This is a genomic window from Buttiauxella sp. AC142 (assembly GCF_979253435.1).
Window position 1 is genome coordinate 884,800 of record NZ_CEEDCH010000001.1, and the last position, 16,658, is coordinate 901,457.

Sequence of the window (16,658 nt, forward strand, 5' to 3'; positions counted from 1 at the left end):
GTATAAAAGTAAAGCCATAACAGATTTCTGAGGTAAAGATCATGATCGCTCGTCGCTTGCTGCAACTGTATACCGGACTGGTGTTGTACGGAGTTTCCACGGCTATGTTCGTGCGGGCAAATTTGGGGGCCGATCCCTGGAACGTATTCCACCTTGGCGTGGCGCGGATCTTTTCTTTAAATATTGGCATGGTGATGATCGTGGTTGGGGCGCTGGTGTTGCTGCTGTGGATCCCGCTGCGCCAGAAACCGGGCCTGGGGACAGTCAGCAACGTGATCGTTCTCGGTCTTGCTGCGGATGCCGCGTTAGCACTGATGCCACCGGTTGAATCGTTAGTGGCACGCAGTGTTTTACTGCTGGCGGCCATCCTGGTCAATGCGATAGCGACCGGTATGTACATTGGCGCCGGGTTTGGTTCCGGCCCACGCGATGGTCTGATGACCGGGATTAACGCCCGTACCGGCTGGTCGGTGCGCAGTGTGCGAACGGCGATTGAGTTAACGGTTTTACTGGCGGGATGGCTGATGGGTGGCACATTTGGCGTCGGCACCGTGTTATATGCGCTGGCCATTGGCCCGCTTATTCAACTCTGTTTGCCGTGGTTTCGCATTCATATTCAGCGGGAAAAAAGCCTGGTCGAACCGACTGTTGTGCCCTAATGTGGATGAAAAACACACCATCTGATGAGGTAGCAATGCACAACAAGGTCATGAGTAACGCGGCGGCGAACTGGAATAGCTATCAATTGGCTGAAATTCTTTCTCATTGTTTTGAAGGATATTTAGTCCCTTTTACCATCGATGGTGAAACTTTCGCGTCGCGTTTTAGTGCCGAAGATATCAGTTTTAACGACAGCAGAGTCTGGACACAAGACGGTGAACCGAAAGCGCAGGCAATCATCACTCGCCGTGGGCAAACCAGCCGCCTGGCGGCATTTGCACTTCGCCCTGAATTACGCGGTCAGGGTTTTGGCAAACAGTTCATGCAGCAATTAATCAATGAAGCGCGTGCGCGTGGCGATAAAAAGATGTGGCTGGAGGTGATTGTCGGTAACGACGGGGGGCTGGCGCTGTATGAACGCATGGGGTTCGTGCGCCAGCAGACGCTGGTGGGGTTCAATGCGGTGAATTCGACGCTGTTTACCGAAACGGGCGAGCTGCAAGAAATCGACCCGATGGTCATGGCGAAAAAAATGATGACGGATTCCGGTCAGCGTTTGCCGTGGCTGACCGCCCCCGAGACGCTCTATAAATTACCCGGCAAAGCCTATGTGCTGAACGACGTGGCTTACGCGATGGTCGCGACTTCTCCCCAGCCGCCACGAGTGCGTATGCTTTATGTTGAACCAACAGCACGTGGCCAGGGGCAGGCCAAAAAATTGCTGACGCTTTTACGCGAGCGTTTTCCGGGGATTTTTACCGCCACGGCCATCCCGGAATCTTTCGCCCCACTTTTCGAAAGCAGCGGTTTCCGTCAGGATCCCTGTACGCAATATGAAATGCTGCTCAATCTTTAAGCAGGAAGCATTCATTCTTAACGACTAAACTTATCAATCGTAATCATCACGGGTAGAAATTATCTACCCGTATGGTCTGCCGTACTTCCCACACCGTGGAGGTTCACAATGAGTTATGTTGATGGTTTCGTAGTTGCTGTACCCGCAGCAAAGAAGGATGAATACAAGCAGTTAGCCGCAAAAGCCGCACCGTTATTTAAAGAATTTGGTGCATTACGCGTTGTTGAATGCTGGGCTGACGATGTGCCCGATGGCAAGATCACTGATTTTCGTATGGCAGTGAAAGCCGAAGAGAGCGAAGAAGTGGTGTTTAGCTGGATTGAGTACCCATCCAAAGAAGTACGTGATGCCGCGAATGCGAAAATGATGTCTGACCCACGGATGAAAGAGTTTGGTGAGTCGATGCCGTTTGATGGCAAGCGTATGATTTATGGTGGCTTTGCGCCAATTCTTGACGAGTAGACTTTTCAATAAGTCAGGAAAGGGGTGACGCAGATATTATCCGCCTCACGCAGGAAGCCTGCGTCACCCGTATGATTACCCGCTAAATCTGTAATTCCCGCAATAATCCAAACGCCAGTTTCATATGCGCTTCGCTGACAATAAACGCCCGTAACTGTTGCGCCTCATCATACCCTTTGGCGATAAGACCCTGTGGCTCGGCGGTGATTTGCCAGGTCAAATCACTGCGTTGCGTTTCCCCTGCCAGATGTAAAGGTAGCTCCGGCGTTTTCACCTTCACCAGCATTGCAGGAAGGGCCAGGCCGTCTGTTGCTCCCAGTAGATTTTTGGCAAGGGTCATCGCACTAAACTGAATCGGTTGCAGGAATGGCAGCACTTTTCCGTCGATTTCCGCACAATCACCGAGGGCGTAAATATTCTCATTTGACGTCTGCAACTGGCGGTTTACCTCAATCCCCCGGTTCACCGCCAGCCCGGCATGCTGCGCCAGACCAACGTTTGGACGCAGGCCGATCGCGGCCACTACGGCATCCACGCAGATAGTCCGCCCGTTGCTCAATGCCGCATTGATTCCCTGTGATGTTTGCTTCAGCGACTCAAGGCGCTGATTAAACAGCAGTTCGACGCCCATCTGGTTCAGTCGCTGCTGCAAACGGCTACTGACTTCCGCAGGTATCAGCGAGGCGAGCAGGTTGGAGGCGTTATCCAGCAAAATAACCTGCTTCCCGGCGCGGCAAAAATCCATCGCCAGCTCTGTGCCAATCAAACCGCCGCCCAGAATCATCACGCGCTTCGCCTCGCGTAATGACGATTCGCAGGCCAGATATTCTTGTTGGCTATTGAGCGTGAGCATCAGCTCTTTGCCTTCAATCGGCGGGAGCAGGGCGCTCGAGCCGGTTGCCAGCACCAGTTTGTCGTACGGCCATTGCTGGTCGCCACATTTTACCAGGCGCTCGCGAGTATTAATTTCGGACACCCAACTGTTGGCATTGAGCGTTAAATTAAACTGCTCGGCAAACTCCCCGGCACGCTGCCGGGTGAGGTCGTCTGCACGTTGATTCAGACTGATGACATGGCTGAGATCGGGTTTGTTGTACTCGTCCATGCTGTCGGCGGCAATCATGCGGACAGGGATCTGCGCGTCATGCTTACGGATATTTTTGACCAGTTGACGGGCTGCAAAGCCCGAACCGACGATCACAATGCCATGTTTCATTTTGCCTCCGTTGCCAGCACATCAAAGACGTCTTTCCCCAATGAACATTCCGGACACAGGAAGCTATCTGGTACATCGGCCCACGGCGTTCCCGGTGCTACATCCTGCATCGGTTCCCCGGTTTGCGGACAGTAAATCCACTGGCAGACACTGCACTGCATTCGTGGGCCTGAATCAGCGCAGGTAGTCGCTTCAACCACGCTTTCCTGCGGTACGGAAGCGGGGGCAGAAACAAGCGGAGTTAATGCCCACTGACGGGCGATTTCGCGGCCATGCTCACGGCAGATTTCCAGCGCATCAATATCCGGACGCCATTTCGCTTTCAAACTGAGCGACATTTCAAAACCGGCATCCTGCAAACGGGTGGAAAGACGGTCTACCGCGCCGCCGCTCCAGCCGTGGGAGCCGAAGGCGCTGCCACGTTTATTACGAAAACGCAGCCCGGTCATCTCTTCTACCAGACCGGCAATTTTTGGCATCATTACGTTATTCATCGTGGATGTTCCGGCCAGCACGCCTTTGGAGCGGAACACGTTTGTCAGAACTTCATTTTTATCATGTCGGGCGACATTGAAAATTTTCACCGCCACGCGTGGGTCTACTTCCGTAATGCCTTGCGCAATCGCATCCGCCATCATGCGAGTGTTGTTGGACATGGTGTCGTAGAAAATCGTGATGCGATCTTCCTGATAATCCGCTGCCCACTTCAAATACAGCTCCACAATTTGTGTTGGGTTGTCGCGCCACACCACGCCATGGGATGTCGCAATCATATCCACCGGCAAATTGAAGCCGAGGATTTCAGTGATTTTCGGCGTCACCAGGCGGCTGAACGGGGTAAGAATGTTGGCGTAATAACGTTGGCATTGTTCGAACAATTCACCCTGATCAACTTCATCGTTAAACAGATGTTCATCACAGTAATGCTGACCAAAGGCATCGTTACTGAACAGCACTGCATCGCCCGTCATGTAGGTCATCATGCTGTCTGGCCAGTGCAACATGGGGGTTTCAACGAAGATGAGTTGTTTGCCGTTGCCGATATGCAGACTGTCACCGGTTTTTACCACATTGAAATTCCATTCAGGATGATGGTGATGCCCGTTGATAGAGTCCACGCCGTTGGCAGTACAGTAAATTGGCGTGTTCGGTATCCGCGACATCAGCTCAGTCAGTGCGCCTGCGTGGTCTTCTTCCGCATGGTTAATGATGATGAAATCAAGCGTATTCAGGTCAATTTCAGCCGCCAGATTTTGCACAAACTCACGGCTGAACTTGTGGTCAACGGTATCAATCAGCACGGTTTTTTCTTCACGAATCAGGTAGCTGTTATAGCTGCTGCCTTTCAGTGTTTTATATTCGGTGCCATGAAAATCACGCACTTCCCAGTCACGTTGACCTACCCATTGGATGTTGTTTTTAACCTGAATCGCCATTGAAAATACCCTCAAAAATAATTAAAAAATGATGCTCGTATTTGATGTATTACAATCGGCGTGCCAACTTTTTAATTGTTTGATTTTTATTGTTATTTATGAAAATACTTAAAATTTTGTTGTCATAAAGACAGTGCTTGAAATTGTCTTTATGACAATGGTTTTGTCATTTTGACCATTACGCGGTAACGTTAATCTTTCCCAATCTGGAGCCGCTAATGAGCCTGTCTATTACTTCCCTTGCCAATATCGCCATCGACCTGCAAAGCGGCATTTCTCACCAGGATCGTTTTGCCCGTTTGATTCGCACTTTGCGCCAGCTTTTAGGCGGGGATGCCACGGCATTATTGCGTTACGAAGCGCGGCAGTTTCGCCCGCTGGCGATTGATGGACTGGCGCAGGATGTGCTCGGCCGGCGTTTTGATTTGGACGCACATCCGCGCCTTGAGGCGATTGCTCGCGCGGGTGATGTGGTGCGTTTTCCGGCGGATAGCGAATTACCTGACCCTTACGATGGGCTGATTCCCGACCATACAGATTTAAAAGTGCATGCTTGCCTGGGGCTGCCGCTGTTTGCCGATCAAAATTTGATTGGTGCGTTAACGGTTGACGGTATGGACCCGCTGCAATTCGACCATTTCAGTGATGAAGAGTTACGGTTAATTAGCGTGCTCGCTGCGGGAGCACTGAATAACGCATTGCTGATGGAACAACTTGAAAATCAAACGCCTGCTGCGACGAGCGCCCCCATCAGCACGAAAAGCAGAAGCGCTGAAATGGTTGGTTTATCTACGGGAATGTTGCAACTCAAGAAAGAGATCGAAATCGTTGCTGGCTCTGATTTGAATGTGCTGATCACCGGGGAAACTGGCGTTGGGAAAGAGCTGGTGGCGCGTGCTATTCACAGTGGCTCGGCGCGTGCGGCGAATCCACTGGTGTATCTCAACTGTGCGGCACTGCCGGAAAGCGTGGCGGAAAGTGAATTATTCGGCCATGTAAAAGGGGCGTTTACCGGAGCCATTCATCATCGAACCGGCAAGTTTGAAATGGCAGACAACGGCACGCTGTTCCTGGATGAAATCGGCGAGTTGCCATTAACGCTTCAGGCGAAATTGCTGCGGGTTTTACAATATGGCGATATTCAGCGCGTGGGCGATGACAGCAGCCAAAGAGTGAACGTGCGAGTGTTGGCGGCGACCAATCGTGACCTTAAACAGCATGTTCTGGCAGGAGCGTTTCGGGCCGATTTATTCCACCGTTTGAGCGTGTTTCCGCTGCATGTGCCGCCACTGCGCGAGCGTGGCGATGATATCACTTTGCTGGCAGGGTTTTTCTGCGAGCAAAGCCGCGTGAAAATGGGACTCAAGCAGGTGGCTTTGAGCGATGCTGCCCGTAATCTGCTCCGCCGATATGACTGGCCGGGGAATATTCGCGAACTGGAACATGCGCTTTATCGAGCCACGGTACTGGCGCGTTCAGGTAAGCCGGACGGTGAAATTTGGTTGCAACCGCAGCATTTCCAGTTAGCCGATAGTGAACCCAAATCCGTGAGTAAGCCTGCTGTTTCAGCGCCGCTGGTGGATAATTTGCGCACCGCAACGGATGATTTCCAGCGTCAGATTATTATCAGCACTCTGGCGTCCTGCGCGGGGAATTGGGCGGCATGCGCCCGCCAGTTACAGTTGGACGTGGCGAATTTACACCGGCTGGCTAAACGCCTGTGGGTTAAATAACCGGCTTATTTCGCCACTTTGGCGCGATAACTCTCAACCCATTGGATAAATTCATCTTTTGCCAGGGCTTTACTGAACAGCCAGCCCTGGCCGTACTGCACGCCTTGTTCGCGTAACCAGGTGGCCTGGCGCGGGGTTTCAATCCCTTCGGCTACCATCAAAATACCCAATGCATTGGCCATTTCAATAATATGCGGTGTGACGTTTTTATATTCGAGGGCATCAACAAATGACTTGTCGATTTTAAGAATATCGACGTCAAGATCTTGCAAGTAACTCAGGCTTGAGTATCCCGTCCCGAAATCATCAATGTAGATGGCGTGTCCGGCTTGACGATATTGCGCAACGATCGGCGCAGTTATTTTGGGATCAGCAAAACCACGCTCGGTAATTTCAAATGCGATTTGTCCCGGCTTGACAGAATACCGAACCAAATAAGGCTGAATAACCTCCAGAATATGCAGGCTACGAATATCGCGTACACCTAAATTAACCGAAATATGGTGGTCAGGATGCTGGCAAAGCCACTCCCCCAGCTCGATAAATATTAACTCAATGACTTGTTCGGTTAATTGCGTCACTAACCCAGTCTGCTCTGCCAGGGGAATAAATGCATCCGGGTTAAGCATAGAACCATCTTGTTGCTGCCAGCGAATCAGGGCTTCAGCGCCAACACTTTCACCACTTTGCAGATGGACAATAGGCTGATACACCACACTGATTTCATGATTTTTAATGGCATCCATCAGTCGATTGCGCGGCGATAATAAACGTCGCAGGATGCTAATCAGGAATATCCCCGCAGCAAGACTAATGACCAGACCAATAGGGAGCCAGATGAAAAGCTGTTCATACCAGACGCCGTTCATCGGCTCTCGCGATGCCCAGGTAATCATTGCCAGCCCAAGATCGTTATCGCGGCGGATAATGTAAAAATCGTCGTCAGTCTGAAACTCATCGAGGCCCTGGGCAAGCGGAATGCGCCATTCATCAGGCACATAGTGGCTATTGCTGGCAATAAGCAGGTTTTGACCCAAACCCACCATGGCGATATTTAAGGTATATTTTCCGAACGGCAGGATATCAATAAACGACATCGGATCGATAAGCGCCAGATGTGGCAGTTTCCCGATATACACCATTTTCCGTTTAAATCCCGGTGCGGGTGGGGTGGTGTACCAGGCATTAAAACCATTGGGGCCAATACGATCCGGTCTGCCAATTAAAGTGCTATCACCGTAAGGCACCAGCGACGTGCAGAGAATATGGTTATTATCCTGAAACATGACTTCTTGCACGTAGCGATATTTAAGCGCGATGCGATGCATGGCATCTGTATGGGTTTTTGAACACGTATTATCATTGACCAGGTTGATTTCATCTACGGCCGCCACTGCCTGATCGATGACTTTGCCGGTGCGATACATGGCGTGATCGGCAAATTCGGCTAATTCCTCGTGGAAAACCTCTTCAGCATTACGATGTGCGAAATAGACACTGAGAAGAATAGGGGACAGAACTGCCAGAATCAGTACACCGCTTACCAGGCTTATGAGCTTGCGAGATGTCATTCTTTAAGCTCCGTTAAGAGATTAGTTTTTATAATGGTTTCCATAGACGAGGTTAGTCTATCTCAGCTCAATACGGGATGTTATGTTTTACTTCAAACTGGGCTATTTAAACATCATGCAAATCAGCGGCTGGTGAATCGGACATGAAGAAAAAAGAGTTTGTTATCCAGGATCTGTTAAGCAAAATTTACCAGCACAACGACAATCAGCGGCGCAAATTACCGCCCGAGCGCCAGCTTGCCGCAGAATATGATGTTTCGCGTTTCACTATTCGCAAAGCGCTGGAAAAATTGGTCAGCATTGGCGTCGTCGAAATTATTCAGGGTTCCGGTATCTGGATTAATCCACAGGCACGTAATAATCCGCTGGTTTATAACTCCATCACTGAAAAGCGTTTCGACCAGATGGCTTTTCGGATGGTGAATCTGCATAAAAAATTACCCGGTCTTGAGGAGCAGCAGGTATTTGGCCTGGGTGCCGATGAGTATATCTGGCAGTTTTGCCGCCTGCGCTATGTCGATAACCAGAAAATACAAATTGAAATATCACGCATGCCGGTAAAGGATTTTCCTGATTTGAATCAGAAGGTTATTGAACGGTCGATTCAACAATATGTGCTGAGTAAAGGTTTTCGGATCTCTCATTTATTAACCAGTTATCAGGCTGTGGCAATTAACAAAGAACAGTCAGCATTGCTGGAGTGTAAAAAGGGCAGCCCGGCGATGCGTATCATCAACCGGGGAATTCTTGAAGGGGGACGCGTGTTCGAAATTAGCGATATCGTTGATATCAATTATTCTTGCACCTACGTCACCCCCTATAACCACGATAATTTAGCTTATCGCCGGGGAACTCAAGGCGTGTGAATCGCGCCATTGGGTAAGCGGCTTTGCGTCCACTCGTGCGGGCGATATTCCACCGGGAAGGCTTCTGCTTTTTGCTGGTCGAACCCGACACCAATACCCGGTTTTTCCAACGGATAAATATATCCTCGCTCCGCAACGGGGGCGCCCGGGAACACGGATTCAGTATTTGGCTTGTTCGGAATGAATTCCTGAATAGCGGCATTATGCAGATGAATATTTAAATGGGTATTCACGGCAACACCAATCGGCGTCATGTCTGACGGGCCATGCCAGGCGAGGCGCACGCCAAATGCCTGGCAAAGAACCGCGAGCTTCAGCGCAGGCGTAATCCCACCAATTTGCGAAACGTGGCAGCGAATAAAATCGATGCGTCGATTCACAATCAAATCATGCCATTCAGCCGGGTTATTGAATAGCTCGCCCATTGCCAGCGGAACGGAGGAATGCGCACGAACCTGTTCTAACCAGGCACTTTGCTGAGGCGGCAGAATATCTTCGATAAACCACGGCTGATAGGGTTCCAGCGCTTTTGCCAGTTGCACCGCTTGTTGTGGGAACAGGCGTTCATGCACATCATGAAGAATATGGAATTGGTTGCCGTATTTCTCACGCAGCGCTTTAAACATCGCCACCGTGTTGGCCATGTATTCATCCTGGTCATAATAGGCGCCTGGCGTCGGGGATTTCGTGGCATGTAAACCCTGCGGTGTGCCGCCATAAAACCCAAGCTGGCAGCGGATGTAGCGATAACCTTGCGCCAGCAGTTTGTCCACTTCGAGATATAAACCTTCCAGCGTTTCACTCGCGGCGTGGCTATAAGCTGCAATAGCGTCCTTCGATTTTCCACCAAATAGCTGATACAGCGGCATATTGGCGAGCTGGCCCTTGATATCCCACAGGGCCATATCAACACCTGCCATTGCGTTGTTGATGACCGGGCCATTGCGCCAGTAGGCGTTGACCGTCATCATTTGCCACAGCTCTTCGATGTTATTGGCATCGCGGCCGATGAGCAGCGGTTTGAGGTACTCATCAACCATGGTTTTTACCGCAAGTGGGCGCTGCTGGAAAGTGGCACAGCCCAGGCCGGTGACGCCTTTATTGGTCGTCACGCGCACAGTTACCAGGTTATGACGATCGGGGCGGGTAATAAAGCATTCGATATTTTCAATAATGGTTGGTAGCACGAGATTACTCCAAACGCGTTTTAATAACGGTCAATTGCTCATCAGATTTAAGGCTTCTGTTTATTACTATCACCTTATTTTTGAGTGCCGGTAAATCATTTTTTTTGCTTATTTTTATTGGTCAGGAAAAGGGGCGTGATTTGTAATAAAACCATACCAATTTGTTCTGTAACGCTGTTTTATGCCTTTCATGGCGGCTAAGTGTGACAGTGGTCAAAGTTTATTGGTTTGTTTTCATGGTTGTGATTCCCTAACATCAATGGCATTCAACACATAACAATAAGCAATTCTTTGGGAGTGACAGATGGGGACTCGTGATGCCATTAATAATATTATTCACCTGATTGGCGGTGCGGATAATATTAGTAAGGCCTGGCACTGTATGACGCGCTTGCGCTTCTCTCTGGTCGATGAAAATAAAATTGATCAGTCAGCAATTAAAAAAATACCGGGTGTTTTGGGGGCGCAAATCCAGAGCGACCAATTTCAGATAATCATTGGCCCGCAGGTCAATACCTGGTACGAACAACTGACCGCGGCGCTCGGTTCATCGCCTGAACAAACCGCTCAGGCTGGCGAGAAGAGAACGCGCAAAAGTCTGGTGTCGATGTTTATGGATACCGTGTCGGGCGTGTTTGGCCCGATTGTCCCCGCTATCGCTGGCGCCGGGATGATCAAAGGCCTGCTGGCAGGATTGATTGCGCTTAAAATGGTTTCGGCAAAAAGCGATACGGTTATCGTCATCGATTTGATTGCCAGCGGGGTGTTCTATTTTTTACCGTTCTTCCTCGCCATTTCCGCCGCGCGTATCTTCAAAACCAACGAGTACCTGGCCGCTGCGGTAGCCGCCTGTTTGATGTATCCGTCGCTGATTGAAGCGGCAAAATCGCTGGCAAGCCATGCACCGAATGCCGTTGATGCGTTCTACTTTTTGAACGTGGTGCCAATTTCAGTCTTTAACTACGCATCGAGTGTGATTCCGGTAATTTTCTCAGTGCTTGCATTGAGTTACATCCACCGTTGGGTGGATAGATTTATGCCGGACGTGCTAAAAACCGTCTTTACGCCAACACTCACGTTGTTCCTGGCCGCCCTGGTTGCGCTGGTGGTGATCGGGCCGATGGGGATTTATCTGGGTAAAGCACTCGCGTGGTTTATTGAAGGGCTGTTTGGGGTTTCGGCAAGTTTTGCCGGACTGGTGGTGGGGGCTATTCGCCCGGTGGCGATTTTAACCGGTATGCATCACGCGATGACGCCTATTGCGCTGCAAAACTTCACCGACCGTGGTTATGACATGCTGATGCCGATGATGTTTATGGCAAATATGGCGATTGCCGGGGCGACGTTTGCTATCTGGATGCAAAGTAAATCACGTGAAGAGCGGGCCGTAGTGTTACCTGCGGCGATTTCTGCCCTGCTGGGGATTACCGAACCTGCGTTATTTGGCGTGCTGACACGCTATAAGAAAGCGTTTATTGCCGCCACTGTGGCAAGCTCCATCGCCTCGGCATTCATTGCTTTCTTCGGTGTTCGCTTGTATGGCTATATTTTATCGAGCATTTTTAGCCTGCCCGCGTATATCGGCCCGTATTTTATCTTTGCTTTAATGGGCGTGGCGCTGGCATTGGGATTATCGTTTACGTTGACCACCTTGCTGGTGCGCGAGAAAGCCTGAAAAACTGGCGGATGACGCTTGCGCTTATCCGCCCTACGAAAAATTGCTCATCCATCCTACTGGACGCTTTAACGCCGGTGCGCGAGTTGGCGCACCAGGCGGTCACCCATACTTTGCACAAGCTGAACCATTATCACCAGAATCACCACGGTGCCAATCATCACCTGGTCATTAAAACGCTGATAACCGTAACGAATCGCAAGGTCGCCCAAGCCGCCCCCGCCAATAACTCCCGCCATAGAAGAAAAACCAATCAGCATCACAACGGTGAGTGTGATACCGGCCAACAATGCGGGCAATGCTTCGGGCAACAGCACTTTGCCGATGATATGCCACACATTGCCGCCCATTGATAAAATGGCTTCGATGCGGCCTTTATCGACTTCATCTAAGGCGTTTTCAACCACACGCGCAAAGAAAGGGAATGCGCCAATGGTAATCGGCACCACCGCTGCGGTGCTGCCCAGAGTGGTGCCGACGATTAATCGCGTAAAGGGGATCAGAGCAATCAGCAGCACAATAAAGGGCAGCGAACGCCCGACATTCACCACGCTACCGATAACCTGATTCAGTTTTGGTGTGGGTAATACGCCATCGCGACGAGTGAGAAATAACAGTACGCCCAACGGCAAACCGATAATCACCGTAAACAGAGCCGCTAGTCCCACCATGTAAAGCGTGTCGAGTGTGCCGTCGAGCAGCAATGGCCATAAATCTTCCCAGGCTAAGCGACTTCGCATAACACTCTCCCTGAAACGCCGAGTCGGCGTAAAAATGCTTTTTCTGCCGCGTCGCCAGGGAGCAATGCCTGGCGCAGGCGGGAATAGGGGCTAACCAGTAAATCAGACAGCGAGCCGCTTTCGACTAACTTGCCGTTCTCAAGTAATGCCGCGTGATCGCAGATCGCCTTCACCACTTCTAGTTGATGGGTAATCAGCACGATAGTGACGCCCAGTTTGCGATTAATGTCCATCAGCAGCGCCAGCACAGACGCGGTGGTTTCGCTATCTAACGCGCTGGTTGCCTCATCGCAAAGCAGCACATCGGGGTGAGCGGCAAGGGCACGTGCAATTCCCACGCGCTGTTTTTGCCCGCCAGACAGTTGCGACGGGAAAGCGTGGGCTTTATCACTCAGACCCACTAATTCGAGCAACTCATGAACCCGTTGCTGGCGTATTTCACGCGGCTGCCCGGCGATTTCCAGCGGGACGGAAATATTGTCCGCCACGTTTCGGGCATGAATTAAATTAAAATGCTGGAACACCATTCCTGTGCGCTGGCGATGAGCGCGCAGCTCGCGATTATTCAGCGTAGTGATATCCACATCGTGCATCAGAATGCGGCCCGACGTGGGCCGCTCCAGCAAGTTCAAACAGCGAATCAAGGTGCTTTTCCCCGCGCCACTACGCCCGAGAATGCCGTAGATTGCGCCATCTGGCACAGTCAGTGAGACATCATCCAGTGCCGGTTGGCCTCCTCCGGCATACACTTTGCTCAGCCGTTCAAGCGTAATCATGACTGTGGCGTGGCAACCGGGATAACAGACCCGTTGAACTGCGTACGAATAAATTCAGCAACCTGCGGTGATTGCAGATCTTTCGCCAGTTCTTTGATGCGCGGATCGTTGGCTAAATTCGGGTTAGTCACCAGAATATTGGCATACGGATTATGGGTCGCACTTTCCAGTCCCAGCGCGTCTTTTGACGGCGTTAAACCGGCTTCCAGCGCGTAGTTACCGTTGATCACCGCCAGATCCACATCATCAAGTGAACGCGGTAATTGCGGGGCTTCGATTTCAACAATCTTCAGATGTTTTGGGTTACTGGCGATGTCACGCGGCGTGGCCTGGTTTTGCGCAGCATCTTTAAATTCCGGCTTCAGGGTGATTAACCCTTTGTCTTGCAACAAATAAAGAGCGCGGCTCAGGTTAGTGACGTTATTAGGCAGCGCGAGGGTGGCATTATCCGGCACGGATTTCAGGTCTTTGTATTTGTGCGAGTAAATCCCCAGTGGTTCAATATGAACGGTAGCGGCAACGGCGAATTTTTTACCCAGCGCTTTTTCCTGGTCGCGTAAGTACGGCACATGCTGGAAGTAGTTAGCATCGACATCGCCATTCGCCAGCAATTCGTTGGCATTCACGCCATTACTCAGCTCCACCACTTTGAGTTTTAAATTAGGATCGAGTTTTTGCACGAAGGCCAGAATTTCTGCATGTGGCACAGCATCTGCGGCAATGCGTAAGGTTTCTGCGGCGTGAGCGTTGAAAGCCAGAGTCAAAGACAGCGCGACCCCTGCCAGTTTAAAAGCGGCATTTTTCATGGTGTTTTCCTTTATTGTTTAAGCGATGAGTTCAGTGCTGTTACGCAAGACATCCGGGTAATAACGTTCTGCCACGTCAGGGTGCGAACGCAGGCGGCCTTTTAAATAGTTCCAGCCGACGTCACGGAGCAATGGATTATGTGGATCGCTCTCCGGCCCTAAAGCCTGTTGCGCCAGTTCAGGCGGCAGGGCGTAAACCGGCACAACGGCGTCGAGTTGAGCGCCGAGGAAAAAGGCAATGGACTGGCGTTCTTGCCCCGGTGGCGGCGATATCACACGGTGAACCGTGGCTCGTAAATAGCCGTTAGTCGCAAGCTCCAGCAACTCACCAATATTCACCACAAAACTACCGGGCAGTGGCGCGGCATCTATCCAGTTATCAGGCGTGACTTCTACCTGTAAACCTGGCTGCTGGTCTTGCAGTAAAAAGCTCAGGAAACCAGAATCTTTATGCGCCCCCACACCCTGATTGCTATCAGTGGCGGATTTGCCTGGATAGCGAATCAGCTTGATGTGTTCGTTGGGCTTGTTGCCATAGAGATTGTCGAAGCTGTCAGCCGGTAATTTCAGCGCTTGTGCAAAGGTGCGCAACAGTTTGAGCGCGACGGCAGTCATCTCGCGTTGAAACTGCAAAAGGGTTGGTTTCAGGGTTGGTTGCGATTCCGGCCACAGGTTTGGCCCTTGTAGCCGCAGCCAGCCGGGTTGGGATTCATTGATGGAAAGTGCCAGGCGCTCAGCGCCGATATCAAACTGTTCGCGCCAGTCAGGTTTGCCACGTGTTAATTCACTGGCGGCGCGGTTATAACCGCGAAAGTGAGGAGAGTGGATCATCGCCACTTTCTGCTTTTCAGCTTCTGGCAAAGTGAAAAACTGTTGTGCTTCATCCTGAACGGCTTGTTGCAGTTCGGGGCTAATGCCGTGGTTAATTAAATAGAAGAAACCGATATCACGAGCCGCCAGGCGCAGTTGTTCAAGAAAAGCAGCGCGGTCAGTGGCTGTGCCCTCAAGGGCTAAGAGATCGAGTATTGGCAATGTCTGGATCGTTGTTTTGCTCATCATGGACTCCGCTTATTTCAGATGTTTTCTTGATACGTTCTGATTTTCTCGCCCGACAACAACAATACTGATTCATGATTTATCCCTTCTGAAACGATGTGGTGTTCATGAAAGTTACATTGCCGCAAGCATGTCACGCCGCCCAATATTGTTATCTTCTAAGATATTGTCGCGCGGGGTTCTAAGCTTTTGCGGGATTTAGCTATGGCGGGTTTTGCAGACAAACTGGCTTGCGTTTTGGTCGCTCATCTTTTATCTTGTTGTTATGTTATAAAGTAACAATAAAAGGGTGTGGACATGAAGGTTTTAAATTCGTTACGCAGTGCTAAGCAGCGCCATCCGGATTGCCAGATAGTGAAGCGCAAAGGGCGGTTGTATGTGATTTGCAAAAGTAATCCGCGTTTTAAAGCGGTGCAGGGCAGGAAGAAGCGGCGTTAAGACAAGGGGCTTTGGCCCCTTGTTTTCAGGAACGGGCGAGCGAAAAGATATCGTAAAAAGAGAGTTCGCCTTTGGTGGAAACCATTTTATGCAGTAGCGATTTTTTCTGTTCGTCAACACCAGGGGATTGCAGGATTTTATCAATCAACGTTGGCGGCACATTGCGCGTGTTATACCACTCGCCGTTGTAGCAAACGCGAAGGTCAAGCACATCAATATCGTCGTACCGATAGCGCGGATTCACATCAAAAAAGAAAAAGCCGTTTAGCAGCGCAAACAACACCACCAATAACCAGACCGATCCTGACAGAGTGTCCGATTCCAGCATCACCCACAGTGTGGCAAACCAACCTATCCACATGCCGATAAACAAACCTGGATGTTTGCGAATAAAGCTGATGCTAAAACGTGGGCGATTATCGCGTTTTTCATCGGTGTTGAGTTGCTCAATGGTGTCGGTGAGCAGACGCTGAATTTCAGTCATGATGGGCCTTTTGAACAGAAACGCTACAGGCAGAGAACTGTTATTCTAAGAATCCCACCTGGGGTAAAAAAGTAACAGTTCTGCCAAAAAAAAGCATAACAGTTAGTCGACCATTTTAATTACCCGCGCTGGGTTCCCGGCGACGACTGCGTTTGCTGGAATATCTTTCGTTACCACGGAGCCTGAGCCAACCACCACGTTATCGCCAATGGTCACGCCAGGGTTGATCACTGCGCGTCCGCCAATCCAGACATTATGCCCAATGGTGACGGGTTTACCGAACTCAACACCGCTGTTGCGGGTTTCGGCATCCAGTGGATGCGTGGCGGTGTATATATGGACGCCAGGGGCCAGCATGCAATTGTCGCCAATGTGAACCGGACAAACGTCGAGGATTACGCAGTCGAAATTAGCGTAGAAGTTTTTGCCGAGGAAAATATTGTAACCATAATCACATCGAAACGACGGTTCAATATAAGCATCGAGGCTTTGACCAAGCAATTGACCCAGTAATTCGGCGCGAACAGCTTGCTCATCAGGGGCAGTGTGATTAAAGCGGTGAATCAAGTGACGAGCATTAACACGATCGGCACGAAGTTGCGTGTCAGCAGGGCGATAAAGCTCGCCTGCTATCATTTTCTGTTTTTCTTCACTCACGGAGATGCCTTTAATAAATAGTTGGGACATCGGTTAACG

The 16,658-nt window shown here is 50.6% G+C and carries 17 protein-coding genes; 7 read left to right on the forward strand and 10 right to left on the reverse strand.

What is annotated here, in order from left to right; translation table 11 throughout:
- The first annotated feature begins 44 nt into the window (after window positions 1–44).
- The 3 genes from yczE to AC0IWZ_RS04030 all read left to right on the forward strand — a co-directional run bounded on the left by yczE (window position 45) and on the right by AC0IWZ_RS04030 (window position 1,978).
- On the forward strand, window positions 45–659 hold the full coding sequence (gene yczE, locus AC0IWZ_RS04020) for a membrane protein YczE (RefSeq protein ID WP_034493836.1): 615 nt from the start codon (window positions 45–47) through the stop codon (window positions 657–659).
- A gap of 35 nt (window positions 660–694) precedes the next feature.
- A complete protein-coding gene (locus tag AC0IWZ_RS04025) occupies window positions 695–1,516 on the forward strand; it encodes a GNAT family N-acetyltransferase (RefSeq protein ID WP_471678111.1) in 822 nt (273 codons plus the stop codon).
- 108 nt (window positions 1,517–1,624) lie between these two features.
- Window positions 1,625–1,978, forward strand: a complete 354-nt coding sequence (locus AC0IWZ_RS04030; protein ID WP_034493731.1) for a DUF1428 domain-containing protein — start codon at window positions 1,625–1,627, stop codon at window positions 1,976–1,978.
- Between the two features lie 82 nt (window positions 1,979–2,060).
- Here the strand turns inward: AC0IWZ_RS04030 and norW are convergent, their stop codons facing one another.
- Both norW and norV read right to left on the reverse strand, forming a co-directional pair.
- The gene (gene norW, locus AC0IWZ_RS04035) at window positions 2,061–3,194 is read right to left on the reverse strand and encodes an NADH:flavorubredoxin reductase NorW (protein WP_471678110.1); all 1,134 of its coding nucleotides are present in this window, start codon (window positions 3,192–3,194) and stop codon (window positions 2,061–2,063) included.
- Window positions 3,191–4,630 carry an anaerobic nitric oxide reductase flavorubredoxin gene (gene norV, locus AC0IWZ_RS04040; protein ID WP_471678109.1) on the reverse strand — a complete coding sequence of 480 codons (1,440 nt, stop codon included), beginning with the start codon at window positions 4,628–4,630 and terminating at the stop codon, window positions 3,191–3,193. The genes norW and norV overlap by 4 nt, the downstream gene beginning before the upstream one ends.
- A 218-nt stretch (window positions 4,631–4,848) precedes the next feature.
- On the opposite strand from norV, the gene norR reads away from it, so the two are divergent.
- Complete coding sequence (gene norR, locus AC0IWZ_RS04045) at window positions 4,849–6,363, forward strand: nitric oxide reductase transcriptional regulator NorR (RefSeq protein WP_471678108.1); 1,515 nt, start codon at window positions 4,849–4,851, stop codon at window positions 6,361–6,363.
- Window positions 6,364–6,368: 5 nt separating this feature from the next.
- Here the strand turns inward: norR and AC0IWZ_RS04050 are convergent, their stop codons facing one another.
- Window positions 6,369–7,934 (reverse strand): EAL domain-containing protein, encoded by a 1,566-nt coding sequence (locus AC0IWZ_RS04050; RefSeq protein ID WP_471678107.1) that lies wholly within the window; start codon window positions 7,932–7,934, stop codon window positions 6,369–6,371.
- Between the two features lie 143 nt (window positions 7,935–8,077).
- Here AC0IWZ_RS04050 and AC0IWZ_RS04055 point away from each other — a divergent pair, with 143 nt between their 5' ends.
- A complete protein-coding gene (locus AC0IWZ_RS04055) occupies window positions 8,078–8,800 on the forward strand; it encodes a GntR family transcriptional regulator (RefSeq protein WP_471678106.1) in 723 nt (240 codons plus the stop codon).
- On the opposite strand, the gene AC0IWZ_RS04060 is transcribed toward AC0IWZ_RS04055, so the two are convergent.
- A complete protein-coding gene (locus AC0IWZ_RS04060; RefSeq protein WP_471678105.1) occupies window positions 8,788–9,987 on the reverse strand; it encodes an enolase C-terminal domain-like protein in 1,200 nt (399 codons plus the stop codon). The two genes, AC0IWZ_RS04055 and AC0IWZ_RS04060, sit on opposite strands and share 13 nt — an antisense overlap.
- A gap of 304 nt (window positions 9,988–10,291) precedes the next feature.
- On the opposite strand from AC0IWZ_RS04060, the gene AC0IWZ_RS04065 reads away from it, so the two are divergent.
- Entirely contained in the window at window positions 10,292–11,662 is a 1,371-nt protein-coding gene (locus tag AC0IWZ_RS04065) for a PTS transporter subunit EIIC (protein WP_471678104.1), read from the forward strand.
- A 68-nt stretch (window positions 11,663–11,730) separates the two neighbouring features.
- On the opposite strand, the gene AC0IWZ_RS04070 is transcribed toward AC0IWZ_RS04065, so the two are convergent.
- The 4 genes from AC0IWZ_RS04070 to AC0IWZ_RS04085 are packed head-to-tail and all read right to left on the reverse strand — an operon-like array spanning window position 11,731 to window position 15,040.
- The gene (locus AC0IWZ_RS04070) at window positions 11,731–12,402 is read right to left on the reverse strand and encodes a methionine ABC transporter permease (protein WP_410372350.1); all 672 of its coding nucleotides are present in this window, start codon (window positions 12,400–12,402) and stop codon (window positions 11,731–11,733) included.
- A complete protein-coding gene (locus tag AC0IWZ_RS04075; RefSeq protein WP_172895372.1) occupies window positions 12,387–13,178 on the reverse strand; it encodes a methionine ABC transporter ATP-binding protein in 792 nt (263 codons plus the stop codon). The genes AC0IWZ_RS04070 and AC0IWZ_RS04075 overlap by 16 nt, the downstream gene beginning before the upstream one ends.
- On the reverse strand, window positions 13,175–13,984 hold the full coding sequence (locus AC0IWZ_RS04080) for a MetQ/NlpA family ABC transporter substrate-binding protein (RefSeq protein WP_471678103.1): 810 nt from the start codon (window positions 13,982–13,984) through the stop codon (window positions 13,175–13,177). The genes AC0IWZ_RS04075 and AC0IWZ_RS04080 overlap by 4 nt, the downstream gene beginning before the upstream one ends.
- A gap of 18 nt (window positions 13,985–14,002) precedes the next feature.
- Window positions 14,003–15,040, reverse strand: a complete 1,038-nt coding sequence (locus tag AC0IWZ_RS04085; protein ID WP_471678102.1) for an isopenicillin N synthase family dioxygenase — start codon at window positions 15,038–15,040, stop codon at window positions 14,003–14,005.
- Window positions 15,041–15,337: 297 nt separating this feature from the next.
- On the opposite strand from AC0IWZ_RS04085, the gene ykgO reads away from it, so the two are divergent.
- Window positions 15,338–15,478 carry a type B 50S ribosomal protein L36 gene (gene ykgO, locus AC0IWZ_RS04090; protein ID WP_072011136.1) on the forward strand — a complete coding sequence of 47 codons (141 nt, stop codon included), beginning with the start codon at window positions 15,338–15,340 and terminating at the stop codon, window positions 15,476–15,478.
- Between the two features lie 25 nt (window positions 15,479–15,503).
- Here ykgO and AC0IWZ_RS04095 read toward each other — a convergent pair whose 3' ends face one another.
- Window positions 15,504–15,962: a YlaC family protein gene (locus AC0IWZ_RS04095; protein WP_034493742.1), complete on the reverse strand. Its 459-nt coding sequence runs from the start codon at window positions 15,960–15,962 to the stop codon at window positions 15,504–15,506.
- A 102-nt stretch (window positions 15,963–16,064) separates the two neighbouring features.
- A complete protein-coding gene (gene maa / locus AC0IWZ_RS04100; protein WP_115630472.1) occupies window positions 16,065–16,619 on the reverse strand; it encodes a maltose O-acetyltransferase in 555 nt (184 codons plus the stop codon).
- Window positions 16,620–16,658 lie beyond the last annotated feature (39 nt).